The 15,706-nt window shown below is 36.6% G+C and carries 18 protein-coding genes and 2 other annotated features; of the genes, 9 read left to right on the forward strand and 9 right to left on the reverse strand.

Annotated elements, in window-relative coordinates; genetic code table 11:
- Positions 1 to 65 precede the first annotated feature (65 nt).
- Both fabI and AC3WVA_RS10190 read left to right on the forward strand, forming a co-directional pair.
- Positions 66 to 836, forward strand: a complete 771-nt coding sequence (gene fabI, locus AC3WVA_RS10185; RefSeq protein ID WP_000421885.1) for an enoyl-ACP reductase FabI — start codon at positions 66 to 68, stop codon at positions 834 to 836.
- Between the two features lie 141 nt (positions 837 to 977).
- Positions 978 to 1,511 (forward strand): spore coat CotO family protein, encoded by a 534-nt coding sequence (locus tag AC3WVA_RS10190; RefSeq protein WP_088316366.1) that lies wholly within the window; start codon positions 978 to 980, stop codon positions 1,509 to 1,511.
- A gap of 60 nt (positions 1,512 to 1,571) precedes the next feature.
- On the opposite strand, the gene exsY is transcribed toward AC3WVA_RS10190, so the two are convergent.
- The gene (gene exsY / locus AC3WVA_RS10195) at positions 1,572 to 2,030 is read right to left on the reverse strand and encodes an exosporium assembly protein ExsY (RefSeq protein ID WP_098344737.1); all 459 of its coding nucleotides are present in this window, start codon (positions 2,028 to 2,030) and stop codon (positions 1,572 to 1,574) included.
- A 125-nt stretch (positions 2,031 to 2,155) separates the two neighbouring features.
- Here exsY and AC3WVA_RS10200 point away from each other — a divergent pair, with 125 nt between their 5' ends.
- Positions 2,156 to 2,515 (forward strand): DUF1360 domain-containing protein, encoded by a 360-nt coding sequence (locus AC3WVA_RS10200; RefSeq protein ID WP_016128947.1) that lies wholly within the window; start codon positions 2,156 to 2,158, stop codon positions 2,513 to 2,515.
- Positions 2,516 to 2,616: 101 nt separating this feature from the next.
- Complete coding sequence (locus tag AC3WVA_RS10205; RefSeq protein WP_033657682.1) at positions 2,617 to 2,802, forward strand: hypothetical protein; 186 nt, start codon at positions 2,617 to 2,619, stop codon at positions 2,800 to 2,802.
- A 77-nt stretch (positions 2,803 to 2,879) separates the two neighbouring features.
- On the opposite strand, the gene exsF is transcribed toward AC3WVA_RS10205, so the two are convergent.
- The 6 genes from exsF to AC3WVA_RS10235 all read right to left on the reverse strand — a co-directional run bounded on the left by exsF (position 2,880) and on the right by AC3WVA_RS10235 (position 8,100).
- A complete protein-coding gene (exsF, locus tag AC3WVA_RS10210; RefSeq protein WP_000492933.1) occupies positions 2,880 to 3,383 on the reverse strand; it encodes an exosporium protein ExsF in 504 nt (167 codons plus the stop codon).
- Between the two features lie 167 nt (positions 3,384 to 3,550).
- Positions 3,551 to 4,024 carry a spore coat protein CotY gene (gene cotY / locus AC3WVA_RS10215; protein ID WP_048526725.1) on the reverse strand — a complete coding sequence of 158 codons (474 nt, stop codon included), beginning with the start codon at positions 4,022 to 4,024 and terminating at the stop codon, positions 3,551 to 3,553.
- Positions 4,025 to 4,167: 143 nt separating this feature from the next.
- Positions 4,168 to 6,234 carry an ATP-dependent helicase gene (locus AC3WVA_RS10220; RefSeq protein WP_071758963.1) on the reverse strand — a complete coding sequence of 689 codons (2,067 nt, stop codon included), beginning with the start codon at positions 6,232 to 6,234 and terminating at the stop codon, positions 4,168 to 4,170.
- A 99-nt stretch (positions 6,235 to 6,333) separates the two neighbouring features.
- Positions 6,334 to 6,756 (reverse strand): GNAT family N-acetyltransferase, encoded by a 423-nt coding sequence (locus tag AC3WVA_RS10225; protein ID WP_048526727.1) that lies wholly within the window; start codon positions 6,754 to 6,756, stop codon positions 6,334 to 6,336.
- Position 6,757: 1 nt separating this feature from the next.
- A complete protein-coding gene (locus tag AC3WVA_RS10230; protein WP_048526728.1) occupies positions 6,758 to 7,276 on the reverse strand; it encodes a YjcG family protein in 519 nt (172 codons plus the stop codon).
- Positions 7,277 to 7,368: 92 nt separating this feature from the next.
- Complete coding sequence (locus AC3WVA_RS10235) at positions 7,369 to 8,100, reverse strand: alpha/beta hydrolase (protein WP_048526729.1); 732 nt, start codon at positions 8,098 to 8,100, stop codon at positions 7,369 to 7,371.
- 199 nt (positions 8,101 to 8,299) lie between these two features.
- Here AC3WVA_RS10235 and AC3WVA_RS10240 point away from each other — a divergent pair, with 199 nt between their 5' ends.
- Both AC3WVA_RS10240 and AC3WVA_RS10245 read left to right on the forward strand, forming a co-directional pair.
- Positions 8,300 to 9,211 carry a DMT family transporter gene (locus AC3WVA_RS10240; protein WP_098344736.1) on the forward strand — a complete coding sequence of 304 codons (912 nt, stop codon included), beginning with the start codon at positions 8,300 to 8,302 and terminating at the stop codon, positions 9,209 to 9,211.
- A gap of 76 nt (positions 9,212 to 9,287) precedes the next feature.
- Positions 9,288 to 9,683, forward strand: coding sequence for a PH domain-containing protein (locus AC3WVA_RS10245; protein WP_048526731.1), 396 nt, complete (start codon positions 9,288 to 9,290; stop codon positions 9,681 to 9,683).
- Positions 9,684 to 9,707: 24 nt separating this feature from the next.
- On the opposite strand, the gene AC3WVA_RS10250 is transcribed toward AC3WVA_RS10245, so the two are convergent.
- Positions 9,708 to 10,106, reverse strand: coding sequence for an Ig-like domain-containing protein (locus AC3WVA_RS10250; protein ID WP_098344735.1), 399 nt, complete (start codon positions 10,104 to 10,106; stop codon positions 9,708 to 9,710).
- A gap of 212 nt (positions 10,107 to 10,318) precedes the next feature.
- Positions 10,319 to 11,797: a sodium/proline symporter PutP gene (gene putP, locus AC3WVA_RS10255; RefSeq protein WP_048526733.1), complete on the reverse strand. Its 1,479-nt coding sequence runs from the start codon at positions 11,795 to 11,797 to the stop codon at positions 10,319 to 10,321.
- A 306-nt stretch (positions 11,798 to 12,103) separates the two neighbouring features.
- Positions 12,104 to 12,341: a binding site (T-box leader), on the forward strand.
- A gap of 42 nt (positions 12,342 to 12,383) precedes the next feature.
- Positions 12,384 to 12,628: a binding site (T-box leader), on the forward strand.
- 52 nt (positions 12,629 to 12,680) lie between these two features.
- Here putP and trpE point away from each other — a divergent pair.
- The 3 genes from trpE to trpD are packed head-to-tail and all read left to right on the forward strand — an operon-like array spanning position 12,681 to position 15,705.
- A complete protein-coding gene (trpE, locus tag AC3WVA_RS10260; RefSeq protein ID WP_142320933.1) occupies positions 12,681 to 14,099 on the forward strand; it encodes an anthranilate synthase component I in 1,419 nt (472 codons plus the stop codon).
- Positions 14,096 to 14,683: an anthranilate synthase component II gene (locus tag AC3WVA_RS10265; RefSeq protein WP_492321887.1), complete on the forward strand. Its 588-nt coding sequence runs from the start codon at positions 14,096 to 14,098 to the stop codon at positions 14,681 to 14,683. The genes trpE and AC3WVA_RS10265 overlap by 4 nt, the downstream gene beginning before the upstream one ends.
- Positions 14,680 to 15,705 (forward strand): anthranilate phosphoribosyltransferase, encoded by a 1,026-nt coding sequence (gene trpD / locus AC3WVA_RS10270; protein WP_098344732.1) that lies wholly within the window; start codon positions 14,680 to 14,682, stop codon positions 15,703 to 15,705. The genes AC3WVA_RS10265 and trpD overlap by 4 nt, the downstream gene beginning before the upstream one ends.
- The last annotated feature ends 1 nt before the right edge of the window (position 15,706 follow it).

Genomic DNA, 15,706 nt, shown 5'->3' on the forward strand with positions numbered 1-15,706 from the left:
TATGTTACTATAATTATAGTATCAGGTACTAATAACAAGTATAAGTATTTCTGGGAGGATATATCATGGAACTATTACAAGGGAAAACATTTGTTGTTATGGGCGTTGCGAACCAAAGAAGTATTGCGTGGGGAATTGCTCGCTCTTTGCATAATGCAGGTGCAAAATTAATCTTCACATATGCAGGAGAACGTTTAGAGAGAAACGTTCGTGAATTAGCGGACACATTAGAAGGACAAGAATCACTTGTATTACCTTGTGATGTAACAAATGATGAAGAACTTACAGCTTGCTTTGAAACAATCAAGCAAGAAGTTGGTACAATTCACGGTGTAGCGCACTGTATTGCTTTTGCAAATCGTGACGACTTAAAAGGTGAATTTGTAGACACTTCTCGCGATGGATTTTTACTTGCACAAAATATTAGTGCATTCTCTTTAACAGCTGTAGCAAGAGAAGCGAAGAAAGTAATGACAGAAGGCGGAAATATTTTAACGTTAACATACCTTGGCGGTGAGCGCGTTGTGAAAAACTATAACGTTATGGGTGTTGCGAAAGCTTCATTAGAAGCGAGCGTGAAATATTTAGCTAACGATTTAGGTCAACATGGCATTCGCGTTAACGCTATTTCAGCAGGACCAATTCGTACGTTATCTGCAAAAGGTGTAGGCGACTTTAACTCAATCTTAAGAGAAATTGAGGAGCGCGCACCACTTCGCCGTACAACGACTCCGGAAGAAGTTGGGGATACAGCCGTATTCTTATTCAGTGATTTAGCACGCGGCGTAACAGGAGAAAACATTCACGTTGATTCAGGATATCATATCCTAGGGTAAATATAATATGAATTTTTAAAGGACAATCTCTACATGTTGAGATTGTCCTTTTTATTTGTTCTTAGAAAGAACGATTTTTAACGAAAGTTCTTACCACGTTATGAATATAACTATAATAGTACACGATTTATTCAGCTACGCATGGAAGTGGGAGGGACGAGTGTGAAGAATAAAAATAAAAGTTCAACAGTTGGAAAACCGTTGTTATATATTGCGCAAGTAAATTTGGAACTTGCTGCACCGAAAATAAAAAGAATTATCTTAACAAACTTTGAAAATGAGGATCGAAAAGAGGAAAGTAATAGAAACGAAAATGTTGTAAGTAGTGCTGTGGAAGAGGTAATAGAGCAACAAGAAGAGCAACGAGTAGAAGAGGAACAAGTACAAGAGCAGCAAGAGCAACAAGAACAGAAAGAACAGCAAGAGCCAGTGAGAACTATCCCGTATAATAAATCATTTAAGGATATGAATAATGAAGAGAAGATTCATTTTTTATTAAACCGCCCTCATTATATTCCGAAAGTAAGGTGCAGAATAAAAACGGCTACAGTTTCTTATATTGGATCAATCATATCGTATCGTAATGGAATTGTAGCTATTATGCCGCCAAATAGTATGAGAGATATTAGGGTAGCTATAGAAGAGATAAAATCGATTGATATGGCCGGCTTTTAAATATGTAAAGGTGGTAGAAAACTTCTACCACCCCAATAGTTTTTTAGTTTACTTCATTTATTAGATAGAAACGTCGCGTAAGCACTGAATCGCACAGAAACAGCTTAAATCTACAGTAATGCAAGTAGATGTCGATACTAGTCTTGCATTTGGTACAGCTAAAAACGTACAAATTGGGTCATCAGTAGGTGGTACAGGGGAAGTATCACCTAATACTACGGTTAACACACGTAGTACAGCACAGCTATCGTCATCTACGCTTTCCACACGGAAAATTGGAGATCGGCAGCTAGAAAGGCTTGCAGATGGTGCGAATGCTTCAAAAGGTGCTCCAGCTTTAGTGTATAAAACAAAAGGACGTGTATTTGCTACTGATGCACTATTATGTGCTCCTAAAAATGGAATTTCACAACCTGATCCACATGTTGTTGTAGAGCATTCTTGTAATTCATGAATGAATTTGACAACGTCAACTACACAATGAGAAGAGCTATGGTGTTTATTTTCATTACAACTCATTAATGTCACTCCTTATCGTCTTGTTTGTATTTACATTAATAAGATATTGGAGTCGAGGAGATTTGGTCACAATCTCAAGACCTTTTTTTTTAAATAGGCGAAAGAAGATAAGGGAAGGTGGAATCATGCTGTTTACAAGTTGGCTTTTATTCTTTATTTTCGCGTTAGCTGCTTTTAGGCTCACCCGTTTAATTGTGTATGATAAAATTACAGCTTTTTTGCGAAGACCGTTTATTGATGAATTAGAGATTACAGAGCCAGATGGAAGTGTATCAACTTTTACAAAAGTAAAAGGTAAAGGATTAAGAAAGTGGATTGGCGAATTATTAAGCTGTTATTGGTGTACAGGTGTATGGGTTAGTGCTTTTTTATTAGTTTTATATAAATGGATTCCTATCGTAGCAGAGCCGTTACTTGCATTATTAGCTATTGCAGGAGCAGCAGCAATCATTGAAACGATTACAGGATATTTTATGGGAGAATAATATATTTTCATAATACGAGAAAAAGCGGAGTTTAAAAGAATGAGGGAACGGAAATAAAGAGTTGTTCATATAGTGAATAGACAGAATTGACAGTAGAGGAGATGTTTGCTGTGAGTAATAGTCCAAGGCAAAATTCATATGACCTGCAGCAATGGTATCATATACAGCAACAACACCAAGCACAACAACAGGCATATCAAGAACAATTACAACAACAAGGATTTGTGAAGAAAAAGGGATGTAATTGCGGGAAAAAGAAGAATACAATAAAACACTATGAAGAATGAAACACTCATATTACTGTGAGTGTTTTTTATTATAAATATAAAAAGCGGTATTTCTAAGGAAGAAATACCGCTTTTTACTAGCTAATTTGTGCAACTGTTAATGCTGCAGCACGGATGTCTACAGTTCCAATTAACTCAACTGGTACAATTTGAATTAAATCGCCAGGGTTTAAGTTAATGAGAATAACACCACTGGATACGTCTACTTCACCAGTACCAATAACGTTAGAACGAACTGCTGTACCTGATCCAGGAATAATGTTAGCTGGCGTACCTAATGATAAGAAGAAACGACCAGCTTCTGGTGCAACAGGTGCGTTATCAAGACTAATTGTTAATGTATAACTGATTTGATAAATACCAGCTCGTAGAATTCGAATGCCATCTCCGACACTTACTGTATCATTTATTACAGGAACAGTAATATTTGGGTTTGGACTTACGCTAGGTAATAGTAATGGTGTGAATAATGAAGCGAACTGAGGGGCAGAAGCGTTGAAAGCAAAACCAAAGGCAGGTAGTGTACTAGCTGGTTTCGCCTCACAATCGATTTTAGTAAATTCGCAATCAGAAGAGAACATGTTTTTCACTCCTTTATCTGTTTCTACTTTCAGTTAATGAAAAGGACAGGTTCTATGTTCTAGACAAGTTCCCAATTTTATAAAAAATACATAATAATACCTTTTAAGCATGGATTGGGTGGCAGAAAATTCTGCCACCCAATCCATGCTTAACTCATTATTTAGTTTTAAATCGTAACATCACGTAAGCATTGAATAGCGCAGAAGCAACTTAAATCAACAGTAAGACAAGTGTTGGTCGATATTAATCTTGCATTTGGTACAGCTAAAAACGTACAAATTGGATCATTATCAGGTGGTACAGGAGAAGTATCACCTAATACTACAGTTAATACACGCAATACAGCGCAATCATCATCATCTATACTCTCGACACGGAAAATTGGAGATCGGCAGCTAGAAAGGTTTGCAGTTGGTGCAAATGCTTCAAAAGGTTCTCCACTTTTTGTGTATAAAATAAACGGGCGTGTATTTGCTACAGATGCACTATTATGTGCTCCTAAAAATGGAACTTCGCAACCAGATCCGCATGTTGTCGTTGCACATTCTTGTAATTCATGTATAAAACGAACGACATTTGATACACAGTTGAAATCACAATCGTGATGATGATGATGGTCTTCGTTACAATTGCAGCTCATTATGTTCACTCCTTATCATGAGTTCTGACATACACTATTACAATATGAACGAAATATGGTTGATATTACGTTAATTCTTATGATAAAAACAAGGAATTTATATAGTAGGGATGTACATAATGCAATATGAAAAAAAGACATCCTTATTTAGTGGATGTCTTTTCAGGTAAATCTTTTCGTACAGTATACAAAAAGCGAGATATATCTAATTTTTTTCCTCTAAAAAATTGCGGAGAAGAAATGTACAATTCTTCTTTCGCACGTGTAATAGCGACATAAAGTAATCGGCGTTCTTCTTCTAAAGCTTCAGAAGTCTCTGTAACACGATCATTTGCATCTTTTAAAGAAGAAGTATGAGGCAGAATACCATCGCTCGCTCCAAGTAAAAAGACGCATGGAAATTCAAGGCCTTTTGCGTTATGAATAGACATAAGCGAAACAGCATCTTTTTGCGGCATTGTTTTTAATGCTTCCATTTCTTTTTGACCTTGAATTGCTTCATCAATAAATTGTAAATAAGCTGGAATGTCGGTGAAACGAGTTGCAGACTCCATTAACTCTTCTAACATTTCTTCTTGTATATCTTTATGCATCGTAAAGGAAGAACGATCGTTACTTTGTAAGTACTCTAAATACTTTCCTTTACCATGAATAATTTCTTTTAATGCTTTTTTCGGTTCTAATTCTTTTATAAATTTAATAAAGTCGATACGCTCATTTACCTTTTTCACTTGAAAAGGTTTTAAGCTCGGATTTAATAATAAGAAATGAAGAAGAGAAGGGAAACGACCTTCACCATATTTCCATTGTTCACGTTCAATAAATGAAATACAATCATCACGCCCGATATACATCGTTGGCAATATATTTGAAAGTGATTCTAATCGAAACGGCTCAATCACTAGTCGTAAATGATCTAATACAGGCTTTATTAAAGAATGTTCATAAAATGATTGGCTCGCACCGTGCTTAATAAACGGGATTTTGTGAATGGTAAGCTGATCAAGTAATGAACGGCTTACAGAATGTGTGCGATATAGTAAACAAAAATCTTTATAGTTTCGTTCGCCGCTATCTACTTTTTCTTGAATGAGCTGCAAAATTTGATTTGCTTCATCAAGAGTGGTAGCCGGTCTTGCGTAAAAAGGTTGTACACCTTCTTCACGTACAGAATACAGCTCTTTGTCAAAACGCTCTTGATTTAGTTTGATAACTTCATTTCCAAGTCCGACAATAAAGGGATTGGATCGATAATTTGTATTAAGTGCGATAATCGTAGTGTTATCAAATTCTTTTGGAAAAGATAAAATGATTTGATGACTGGCTCCTCGCCAGCCGTATATCGCCTGATCGTCATCACCTGCGATAAACAAATTATTTCTTGGCGAAGCTAACAATTTTACAATTTCATATTGTGCATACGATGTATCTTGGAACTCATCTACTTCAATATAGTGGAAACGTTGTTGTAATTGAGTAAGCAACGGAGCATTATTTTCTAACATATAATATGTTTCTAATAAGATGTCATCGAAATCGATATAATTATATCGTTGTTTCACTTCTTCAAAACGCTCGTATACTTCTTTAAATTCTTGCTCAACGGGTGTTTTTGCTTTTACATCTTTCGGACGATTCAATTTGTTTTTCTCAAGTGAAATCATCGCGAGCATCGTTTCAGCATCATAATCGTCTTTTAAACGTAATTCTTTTAAAATTTTCTTTATCATAATTTGTTTATGTTTTTCGTTTGCTAAAATTTGCTGATTATATCCTTGACTACGAAGCAATTTTAAAAAGACAGAGTGGAACGTACCAGCAACAACGTAGTTACTTGCTGCGTGATTCATACCGGGTAACTTCGCTACACGATTTCGGATTTCTTCAGCTGCTTTTTGTGTAAATGTAAGCAATAAAATATTTCGCGGATGAACTTGTTTTACATTTACTAAATAACCTACGCGAGTTGTTAAAACAGATGTTTTCCCGCTTCCAGCACCAGCTAATGTAAGAACAGGGCCTTCTGTCGTTCGTACGGCCTCTAATTGTTTTTCGTTTAAAAATACATTTTGTTGTTCGAGTGCACGGAAATACGCCGCATCTGCATCTTCTTCCATAATTAAATGGGTAGATGTTTTCGGAATATGATATGTTGCACGCGGAATGTCAGCGTGCGTTAATGATTTTTGTGAAAATTTTTCTTGTGTCATATATTCACCTTCAAAACTATAGCATCAACATTTAACTTTAGCGGAAGAAATAGAAAATAGCAATGTAAAAAACAGGAGGGGATACCTCCTGTTTTCAAATTACAATTCTTTTATCATAACGATGTGAGGAATATTTGCTTCCATGAATACATCAGAATTCGTTACATATCCAAGTTTCTTATAGAAATCTTCAGCATGTGTTTGAGCATGCAACTTCAATTTTGGTAGCGAGTTTTCCTTCGCATATGCTTCAAGTGCATCCATAACAATTTTTCCAATGCCTTTTTTACGATGGGAAGCTAGTACGCAAATGCGTTCCATTTTTCCAATCCCATCAATGGTGCGAAAACGTCCAGCACCAACAGGAACATCATTATCATATATAACAACGTGTATAGAAGTTTCTTCAAACTCATCATACTCTTCTTCGGCAGAAACTTGCTGCTCATTCACAAATACTTGCTTACGTACAGAGAATGCATCTCTTAGTTGTTCGTCCGTTTGTACGATCTGTGCGTGCAAATTAGTTGTTCCCCTTTCCAAGGTGGAATGTTTCGTGTACAGTCCATGTTCCGTTTTCTAATTGATATAGAAGATGGAAGCGATCAATTGGTTGTTCATAATAGAAATCTTTCATACGTAATCGACCTAATACGTCAGCATGCTCTGCATCCGATAAGCCTTGTCCGATTGTTAAATGAGGTACGAAAGCGTATTCGCGTTCTTGTGTAAAGAATCCGCTATGCATTTCTTCATTTAAGAAAGTAAGTTCAGGTGTTTTTTCTACTTTAAAATAAAGAACATTATTAACAGGTGCGAATGAACCAACTTTTCCAACATGAAGAGTGAAAGGGTTCGTTTTACTTGCGATTGTATGTAACTCGTTTACAATCGATTCTAATTGTTCATCTTGCGTCTCAAAGGGTGTTTTCAATGTAATATGTGGCGGAACTAATGCGTAATGCGGATCATAACGTTTACGCAATCCGTTCGCTTTATCTTGAATCATTTTAGATGGAAAAATTACAATGCCTAATTTCATGTTCCAATTCCTCCCTTTGTAAGTCTAGTTAGATTTTGAGAAAATAACTCTCTTAATCTATTATATCAAATTATTCTGAATACTGCTCTCTATTATTTCATTGATAGCATATGAGAGAAAGCTTTCGGTAAATCAGTTTGCCAATATTTCCACGTATGATTACCTTCAAACTCCTCGTAATGTGTAATGAAATTTCTATCTGTTAGAAGTGTATTGAGATCACGGTTCGGTCCTACGAAATCAGATATTTGTCCATCCGTTCGTTTTACAGCTGTTTCTTCTGTTCCAATAACGTGATAAAGTTCTAACGCCTCCGGATTTTTGAACTCTGTTGCTAATTTCATCACGGTTTCATCCACAAATGGTGATTGCATAACGACTTTACCGAATGTATGCGGATACATAAGTGCGGTCATGAAGGAAACTGTTCCGCCAAGAGAATCACCAATTAACACACGTCCTTTTCCCATTTGGTATGTTGGATAGTTTTCATCGATATATGGTGCAAGTTCATGAGCAAGGAAACGAATATAAGCAGCGTTTTTTACTTCATTTGGGAAATATTTTTCTTTACGATCGTGTACATTTTTATATGGAATACCGACAATAATTGTACGGTCAATTTCTTCAGTTTCACGAAGGCGCTCAATTACACGGTGCGCTTTACCAAGCTGAAAGTAATCTCTACCATCTTGTGCAATGACAACTGTATGTTTGTGCAGTGGTGTGTAGTTTACCGGTAAGTAAACGAGAAGTGTAACATCTTCTTGAAGTGATGCGCTATAAAATGAAATTTCTTCAATTCTCCCGATTGTTTGATTCATGTGGATCCCCCTAAATAAAAATTTACTGTAATGATTGTAAGAGCGACGCTTGTAGTGAAAAAGAAATATCCACTAATAGGTGCCTTCATTTCTATTTTACCATAATGGTATGAAGAATCTAAAAAATTAGTATTTAAGTTAGGAAAGAAAACGGATATAATGAAGTGGGATTTTTGACAGGTGAGAGGGGAGACGGAATTTGAAACAAGAAAGATCAATCGCACTACCATTAGCCATTTCCATCATAGCCATTTCATTCGCAGCAGTTTTTGTAAAGATGTCCTCAGCACCATCTTCCATATTAAGTATGTATCGATTATGGATTATCGTACTTATTATGCTGCCTATCGTTTGGAAAAAACGGGAAGAGTTTAGTAAGATTCAAATAAAAGATTGGGGATTTTTAATTGGATCTGGTTTCTTTTTAGCACTTCATTTTCTATTATGGTTTGAATCTTTAAAGCATACGACAGTTGCGAGTTCGACGATTATTTTAGCGCTTCAACCAATCGTATCTTTAATTGGAGGTTTTTTCTTATTTAAAGAAAGAACAACATACTCAGCTATTGCAACGATGGGAATTGCGATATTAGGCGTAATGTGTATTGGTTGGGGAGATTTAGGGCTAAGTGAACAAGCAATTTATGGAGATATATTATCCTTTTTAAGTGTAATAGCGGTTGTCGGTTATTTATTTATCGGGCAAACGACAGTAAAGAAAGTATCACACTGGATTTACAGCTTTACAGTTTTTGCATTCGCAGGTATTTTTATGGGGATTTATAATATAGTGTTGCAAGTGCCTTTTACAGGTTATACGAAGTGGGATTGGACCGTTTTTCTTTTACTTGCGGTTGTCCCGACAGTGTCACACGTCATTAATAATTGGTTATTAAACTACGTAAATGCAACAACAATTTCAATGAGTATTTTAGGAGAACCCGTTGGAGCATCTATACTAGCGTTCTTCTTACTCGGTGAAAGACTAAATGCCATGCAGATTATCGGTAGCATGCTCGTATTGTTTGGTGTATCTGTTTTCTTACTACAGCAACAAAAACGAACAGCAAAAAATGTAGTAAACGAGCCGGCGTATACACAGGAATTATAATGTTAGAGGAGAAAAGAGAAGTTGTGATACTTCTCTTTTTGTTTTATATAAATACGGGTGTGGAAGGGGGAAGGAAATGGAATTCCCATCAAAAAAAGATGTATGGCTATATCCGATTTTTTTCGTTGTCATTGGAGCGTGTTTTGCTCCCCTATTTGCAGGTAGAGAATATTTTCTTTTATTTTTTACAATTCCATTAGCGATATTATTTATTTGGAGTTGGTTTTCGACAAAATACATCGTCGGAGAAGAAACAATTACAATTAGATCAGGTTTCGTTAAAAAGCGCATATTTATACGAGATATAAAACAAATTTTAAATACAAAAAATCCAATAGCAGCCCATGCATTGTCATTTGATCGACTTGAAATTGTTTATGGTGCACATCAAACAGAAATTATTTCTCCTAAAGATAAAGAGCAATTCATCAATCTTGTTAAAAGTAAAAATCCACACATTGAAATAAAGTAAAAGAGTGGCTTCGTAGCCACTCTTTTACTTTGGATTTGTCATATAAGGTTGTACGTGAATGATACATAGGTCACGGAACTTTCCTTCAGCAGTTGTGACAATTACGACTGCTCTACCTGCACTTTTTCCAGTAATCGTTACCGTGTCCCCCTTTGGATACAGTGTGATAACATCAGCATTCATATTTGTCCAAATAAGTTCTTTATTCGTCGCTTGCATCGGCAACACGGAAGCTGATAACTCAGTGCTTTGTCCCGTTCTTATTTTCAACTTATTTTTTCCCATATGAACACCGATGACTGAAATAACAGAAGGAGCAATTGAAATTTTAGGTGGATTAGGTTGTATGTTCAAACAAGACGCAGAAGTATTTGTGATAGGTGAAAATTTTCGTGTTTGTTGTTGCTGGAAAGCCGCTAACATGTTGGAGTCCCCTTTCTGTATAAGTGCTGATAGTATTACTATAAAGGAGTAGTGTTATGTTTAATTTAACGAAACATAAAGAAATTGTTAAATTCGAGCAGAAGATTGTCGAACTTTGATAAAGTGAAACTTTAATCAGTGGGGGTCTTACTGCACGTTAATGCGGGATAAAAAGAAAGCTCTGCTGATACGATAACAGCAGAGCTTTCCCTCTATAGATTATGACTATGTTGTTTTTCGAAATTCTCAAATTGCTCTTCAACTTCTTTTGAAGGTTGTGTTAGTAAACTAACAATTACGATAGCTAGTAAACTAATAGCGAAACCTGGAATCATTTCATATAAGAAATCTTTTAAGAATTTGAATTGAGTCCATATAATAACAGTAGCGGCACCAGAAACCATACCAGCAAGCGCGCCCCATTTCGTCATACGTTTCCAATATAAGCTTAATAAAATAGCAGGTCCGAATGAAGAACCGAACCCAGCCCAAGCATATCCAACAAGAGCTAAAATCGTATCATTTTGTTTAAGTGCTAATGCACATCCAATTAAAGCAATAACAAGAACAGCCATACGACCGACAAATACAAGTTCTTTATCAGAAGCATCACGCTTAAAGAATGTTCTATATAAGTCTTCTGTTACTGCACTCGAAGTAACGAGAAGTTGAGAAGAAATTGTACTCATAATAGCTGCTAAAATAGCTGCTAATAAAAATCCAGTAATAAGTGGATGGAATAAAATAGTGCCAAGTTCAACGAAAATCGTTTCTGGATCAGAAAGTTTTAAACCTGCTTTTGAATAGTATGCAATACCGATAAGGCCAGTAAACATAGCTCCAGCAACAGAGAAAATCATCCAGCTCATACCAATACGTCGTGCACTTTTAATTTCTTTTACAGAAGAAATCGCCATAAAGCGTACGATAATATGTGGTTGCCCAACATAACCAAGGCCCCATGCGAATAATGAAATAATTCCTAATACAGAAGTACCTTTAAAAATATCTAATAATGCCGGATCGATAGATTTAATTGTTTCAAATGCTGGACCAAGTCCATTTACGTGCATAATTGTTACGACTGGAACAAGAATAAGAGCGACTACCATAATGATTCCTTGCACGAAGTCTGTCCAACTTACAGCTAAAAATCCACCAAATAATGTGTAAGCTACGACAACTCCACCAACGATAAGAAGCCCAACATGGTAATTGAGTCCAAATGAATTTTCGAATAATACAGCGCCAGAGACAAATCCTGAAGCTACATAAAACGTGAAAAATATCATAATAACAAGTCCAGATACTAGGCGTAGCATATGAGATTTGTCATGGAAACGGTGTTCCAAAAATTCTGGGATAGTAATAGAGTTGTTTGCAATTTCAGAGTAGGTACGTAAGCGAGGAGCGACATAGATCCAGTTTGCGTATGCCCCTAATGTTAGGCCAATCGCAATCCAGCTACTACTTAATCCAACGCTAAACATTGCACCGGGTAAGCCCATTAAAAGCCAACCACTCATATCAGCTGCTCCAGCACTTAATGCTGTTACTGCGGGGCCTAGTGTACGCCCGCCAAGCATATAATCTGTTAAGTTGGATGTTTGCTTATAAGCGAAATAGCCGATAATTAGCATCCCGAGCATGTAAATAGAGATAGAAGTTAAAATTAACATCTGCGTACTCATGTAGTTCCCCTTTCTTTTGTCATGTCTTTTGATGCGTTATGCATATTTATAATCTATCATGATTATTCTGAAAAATCCATACAGAAATACGAATTTTCAGAAATGTAAGCGTTTTTTTGATGTCATTTTACTTTTTTAATATATAATATTCATACAAAAAACCTTATTTTTAATAGAGTATTTATTATATTTACATAAAAAGAGGTTGTTTTGTCAATATAATATTGAAAGGAGAGAAAAATAAAATTTTTTAAAAAGTATTGACTTATGAAAAAAGTTAAGTCTATAATGAGTGCAACTTAAAAAATGCAAGCGTTGATGAAGAAGAGTACACATGATGAACATGTCAGAGAGCTGATGGTTGGTGCGAATCAGTATGGAATTGATGTGGAATGGGCTTCGGAGCTTCCAAACCGAAACGAAAGAAGTAGGCTTTGGCGACATGATCTCATCGATACAAGAGACACGTATTGTTTTTGATACGGTAAAGTGCGTTACGTTCGTAACGAATTAAGGTGGCACCACGGGAGTACCCGTCCTTTCTATAGGATGAGTACTCCCTTTTTGTGTACAAAAAATTAAATAAATGAAATCGTTGAAGTAAGAAGAGTACGTATATTGGAGACGTTACAGAGAGCCGGGGATAGGTGGGAGCCCGGTGCGGTGCCATATACGGAATGGGCTTACGAGAGGTATGCTGAACAATTATTTTCAGTAGGCAACCCGGGTTCCGCCGTTACAAGGATAAGGTATATATTTTGTACCTGAATAAAGCGGGATGCTTTTGCGTCCAACATGAGGTGGTACCACGGTAAATCTATCGTCCTCTACATATTTTCGATATGTAGAGGACTTTTTTATTTTTCAGGGTGAGGTGAAGGACATGATGACGAAAGAAGAATTTATGAAACGGAAAAGAGAAGAAAAAACATTTTTAGTAATTACCGAAGAAGAAGGAGATAGCATTACGCCAATTTCTTTATATAGACGTATGAAAGGAAAGAAAAAGTTTTTATTAGAAAGTTCGCAACTTCATCAAGATAAAGGACGCTATTCTTACTTAGGATGTAATCCATATGGCGAAGTGAAAAGCGTAGGTACGGAAGTGGAACGAACGATTTACGGCCGGGCAGAAAAGCTGCAAGGTAACGTACTACAAGTGTTAGAAGAAGAAACCCGGTCAGCTCAAGTAGACAGTCCATTCCCATTTTGCGGAGGAGCAGTTGGTTATATTGGCTATGACGTCATTCGGCAGTATGAAAACATTGGAGCAGATTTACACGATCCACTAAATATTCCAGAAGTACACCTGTTACTGTACCGTGAGTTTATCGTGTATGACCATTTACGCCAAAAACTATCATTTGTATATGTATGCAGGGAAGATGATTCAGCAGATTATGAAGAAGTATATGAAAGATTGCAAGTATACAAAGAGGAAGTGCTAAAGGGAGAAGAAGCGGAAGTAACTGAAATAAGATCAACATTATCATTCACTTCTTCTATAACAGAAAAAGAATTTTGCGCGATGGTAGAAACGGCGAAAGAATACATTGGGGCCGGGGACATATTCCAAGTCGTATTATCTCAGCGTTTGCAAAGTGAATGTATTGGTGATCCGTTCGCTTTATACCGAAAACTTCGAATTGCCAATCCATCACCATATATGTTCTATATTAATTTTCAAGATTATGTTGTACTCGGTTCTTCGCCGGAAAGTTTGTTATCGGTAAGAGAAGATAAAGTGATGACGAATCCAATTGCTGGTACGAGGCCGAGAGGGAAAACGAAGCAGGAAGATGCGGAAATTGAAAAACAACTGTTAGAAAATGAGAAAGAAAGAGCGGAGCATATGATGCTTGTGGATCTTGGAAGAAATGATATTGGCAGAGTAAGTGAAATTGGCTCCGTAACGATAGATAAATATATGAAAGTAGAAAAATACTCTCACGTCATGCACATTGTATCTGAAGTTTACGGAACATTGCGAAAAATAATAAGTGGATTTGATGCATTAGCATATTGCTTGCCAGCAGGAACAGTGTCAGGCGCTCCAAAAATTAGAGCGATGGAAATTATTAATGAGCTAGAGAATGAAAAAAGAAATGTATACGCAGGAGCAGTTGGATACGTTAGTTTTTCAGGGAATCTTGATATGGCGCTTGCGATTCGAACGATGGTCGTAAAGGATGAAAAAGCATACGTTCAGGCAGGAGCGGGCATTGTTTATGATTCAGATCCAGTAGCTGAATATGAAGAAACGTTAAATAAAGCGAGAGCATTATTGGAGGTAATGAAATGATTGTACTAATTGATAATTACGATTCATTCACATATAACTTGTATCAACTGTTAGGAGAATACGAAGAAGATATTGTAGTCGTAAGAAATGATCAAATAACGATAGAACAATTAGAAGAAATGAAGCCAAGAGGAATTGTTCTTTCACCGGGGCCAGGAAAACCAGAGGATGCTGGTATTTGTATCGAAGTGATTCGTCATTTTTATAAGAACGTTCCCATATTAGGTATTTGCCTTGGTCATCAAGCGATTATATTAGCATTTGGAGGAGAGATCGTAAGAGCAGAACGCATTAAACACGGAAAAACATCACGTGTGAAACATAATGGAACTTCAATCTTTTCATATGTAACACAGCCATTAACGGCGATGCGTTACCATTCCCTTGTTGCAGCGCAGACAAGTTTGCCAGAGTGTTTTGACATACTAGCGACAGCGATGGACGACGGAGAAATTATGGCAGTTCGTCACAATTATTATCCGCTATTCGGATTACAGTTCCATCCAGAATCAATCGCAACAGAAGAAGGCGGAAAGTTAATACGTGCCTTTTTAGGCGAAGTGAAAGAGGAGGAAAGAGTATGAATAACTATCTTCATAAATTAGTAGAGGGACAACATTTAACAGAAGAGGAAATGTATAGAGCGGGGCTTCTTTTATTAAATGAAAACATATTGGAAAGTGAAATTGCGGCTTTCTTAGTCTTACTGAAAGCGAAAGGTGAAACAGCAGAAGAAATATACGGCCTCGTTCGAGCACTTCGCGAAAAGGCATTACCGTTTTCGAACCATATACAAGGAGCAATGGACAATTGCGGAACGGGTGGTGACGGTGCCAAAACATTTAATATTAGTACAACGTCGGCATTTGTGCTGGCAGGAGCTGGCGTAAAAGTTGCAAAACACGGTAACCGAGCTGTTTCTAGTAAAACAGGAAGTGCAGATTTATTAGAAGAACTCGGTGTAAATATTAGCAGTACGCCAAACGAAATTGATTATTTATTAGAGCATGTCGGAATCGCATTTTTATTCGCACCAGCGATGCATCCAGCATTAAGACGCATTATGAAAATAAGAAAAGAATTGAACGTGCCGACGATCTTCAACCTAATTGGACCGTTAACGAATCCAGTTAATCTAGAAACACAATTTGTCGGCATTTATAAACGAGACATGTTACTACCAGTTGCGCAAGTATTACAGAAACTAGGAAGAAAACAAGCGCTTGTCGTAAACGGAAGTGGTTTTTTAGATGAAGCATCATTACAAGGAGAAAATCACGTTGTCATTTTAAAAGATAATGAAATAGTAGAAACGAGTATTAAACCTGAGAAATACGGTTTCCAAATAGTCAAAAATGAAGAGATTAGGGGCGGGAATTCAAAAGAAAATGCAAAGATTACGCTCGGAGTATTAAGAGGAGAAAAAAGCGTTTACCGTGATACAGTGTTATTCAATGCAGGTCTAGCTCTTTTCGCAAATGGAAAAGCAGAAACGATTGAAGAAGGAATTACACTTGCAGCGCATAGCATTGACTCTGGAAAAGCATTAGCCAAACTAAACTTATTAATTGCAGCAAGTAATGAAAAATTAGAAAGGGTGAATTAAA

The sequence above is a fragment of the Bacillus sp. EB106-04-02-XG92 genome, assembly GCF_058791995.1.

Coding starts and splice junctions, on each gene's coding strand:
- fabI (WP_000421885.1), top strand. CDS start 66: ATGGAACTATTACAAGGGAAAACATTTGTTGTTATGGGCGTTGCGAAC.
- AC3WVA_RS10190 (WP_088316366.1), top strand. CDS start 978: ATGGAAGTGGGAGGGACGAGTGTGAAGAATAAAAATAAAAGTTCAACA.
- exsY (WP_098344737.1), bottom strand. CDS start 2,030: ATGAGTTGTAATGAAAATAAACACCATAGCTCTTCTCATTGTGTAGTT.
- AC3WVA_RS10200 (WP_016128947.1), top strand. CDS start 2,156: ATGCTGTTTACAAGTTGGCTTTTATTCTTTATTTTCGCGTTAGCTGCT.
- AC3WVA_RS10205 (WP_033657682.1), top strand. CDS start 2,617: ATGTTTGCTGTGAGTAATAGTCCAAGGCAAAATTCATATGACCTGCAG.
- exsF (WP_000492933.1), bottom strand. CDS start 3,383: ATGTTCTCTTCTGATTGCGAATTTACTAAAATCGATTGTGAGGCGAAA.
- cotY (WP_048526725.1), bottom strand. CDS start 4,024: ATGAGCTGCAATTGTAACGAAGACCATCATCATCATCACGATTGTGAT.
- AC3WVA_RS10220 (WP_071758963.1), bottom strand. CDS start 6,234: ATGACACAAGAAAAATTTTCACAAAAATCATTAACGCACGCTGACATT.
- AC3WVA_RS10230 (WP_048526728.1), bottom strand. CDS start 7,276: ATGAAATTAGGCATTGTAATTTTTCCATCTAAAATGATTCAAGATAAA.
- AC3WVA_RS10235 (WP_048526729.1), bottom strand. CDS start 8,100: ATGAATCAAACAATCGGGAGAATTGAAGAAATTTCATTTTATAGCGCA.
- AC3WVA_RS10245 (WP_048526731.1), top strand. CDS start 9,288: ATGGAATTCCCATCAAAAAAAGATGTATGGCTATATCCGATTTTTTTC.
- AC3WVA_RS10250 (WP_098344735.1), bottom strand. CDS start 10,106: ATGTTAGCGGCTTTCCAGCAACAACAAACACGAAAATTTTCACCTATC.
- putP (WP_048526733.1), bottom strand. CDS start 11,797: ATGAGTACGCAGATGTTAATTTTAACTTCTATCTCTATTTACATGCTC.
- trpE (WP_142320933.1), top strand. CDS start 12,681: ATGATGACGAAAGAAGAATTTATGAAACGGAAAAGAGAAGAAAAAACA.
- AC3WVA_RS10265 (WP_492321887.1), top strand. CDS start 14,096: ATGATTGTACTAATTGATAATTACGATTCATTCACATATAACTTGTAT.
- trpD (WP_098344732.1), top strand. CDS start 14,680: ATGAATAACTATCTTCATAAATTAGTAGAGGGACAACATTTAACAGAA.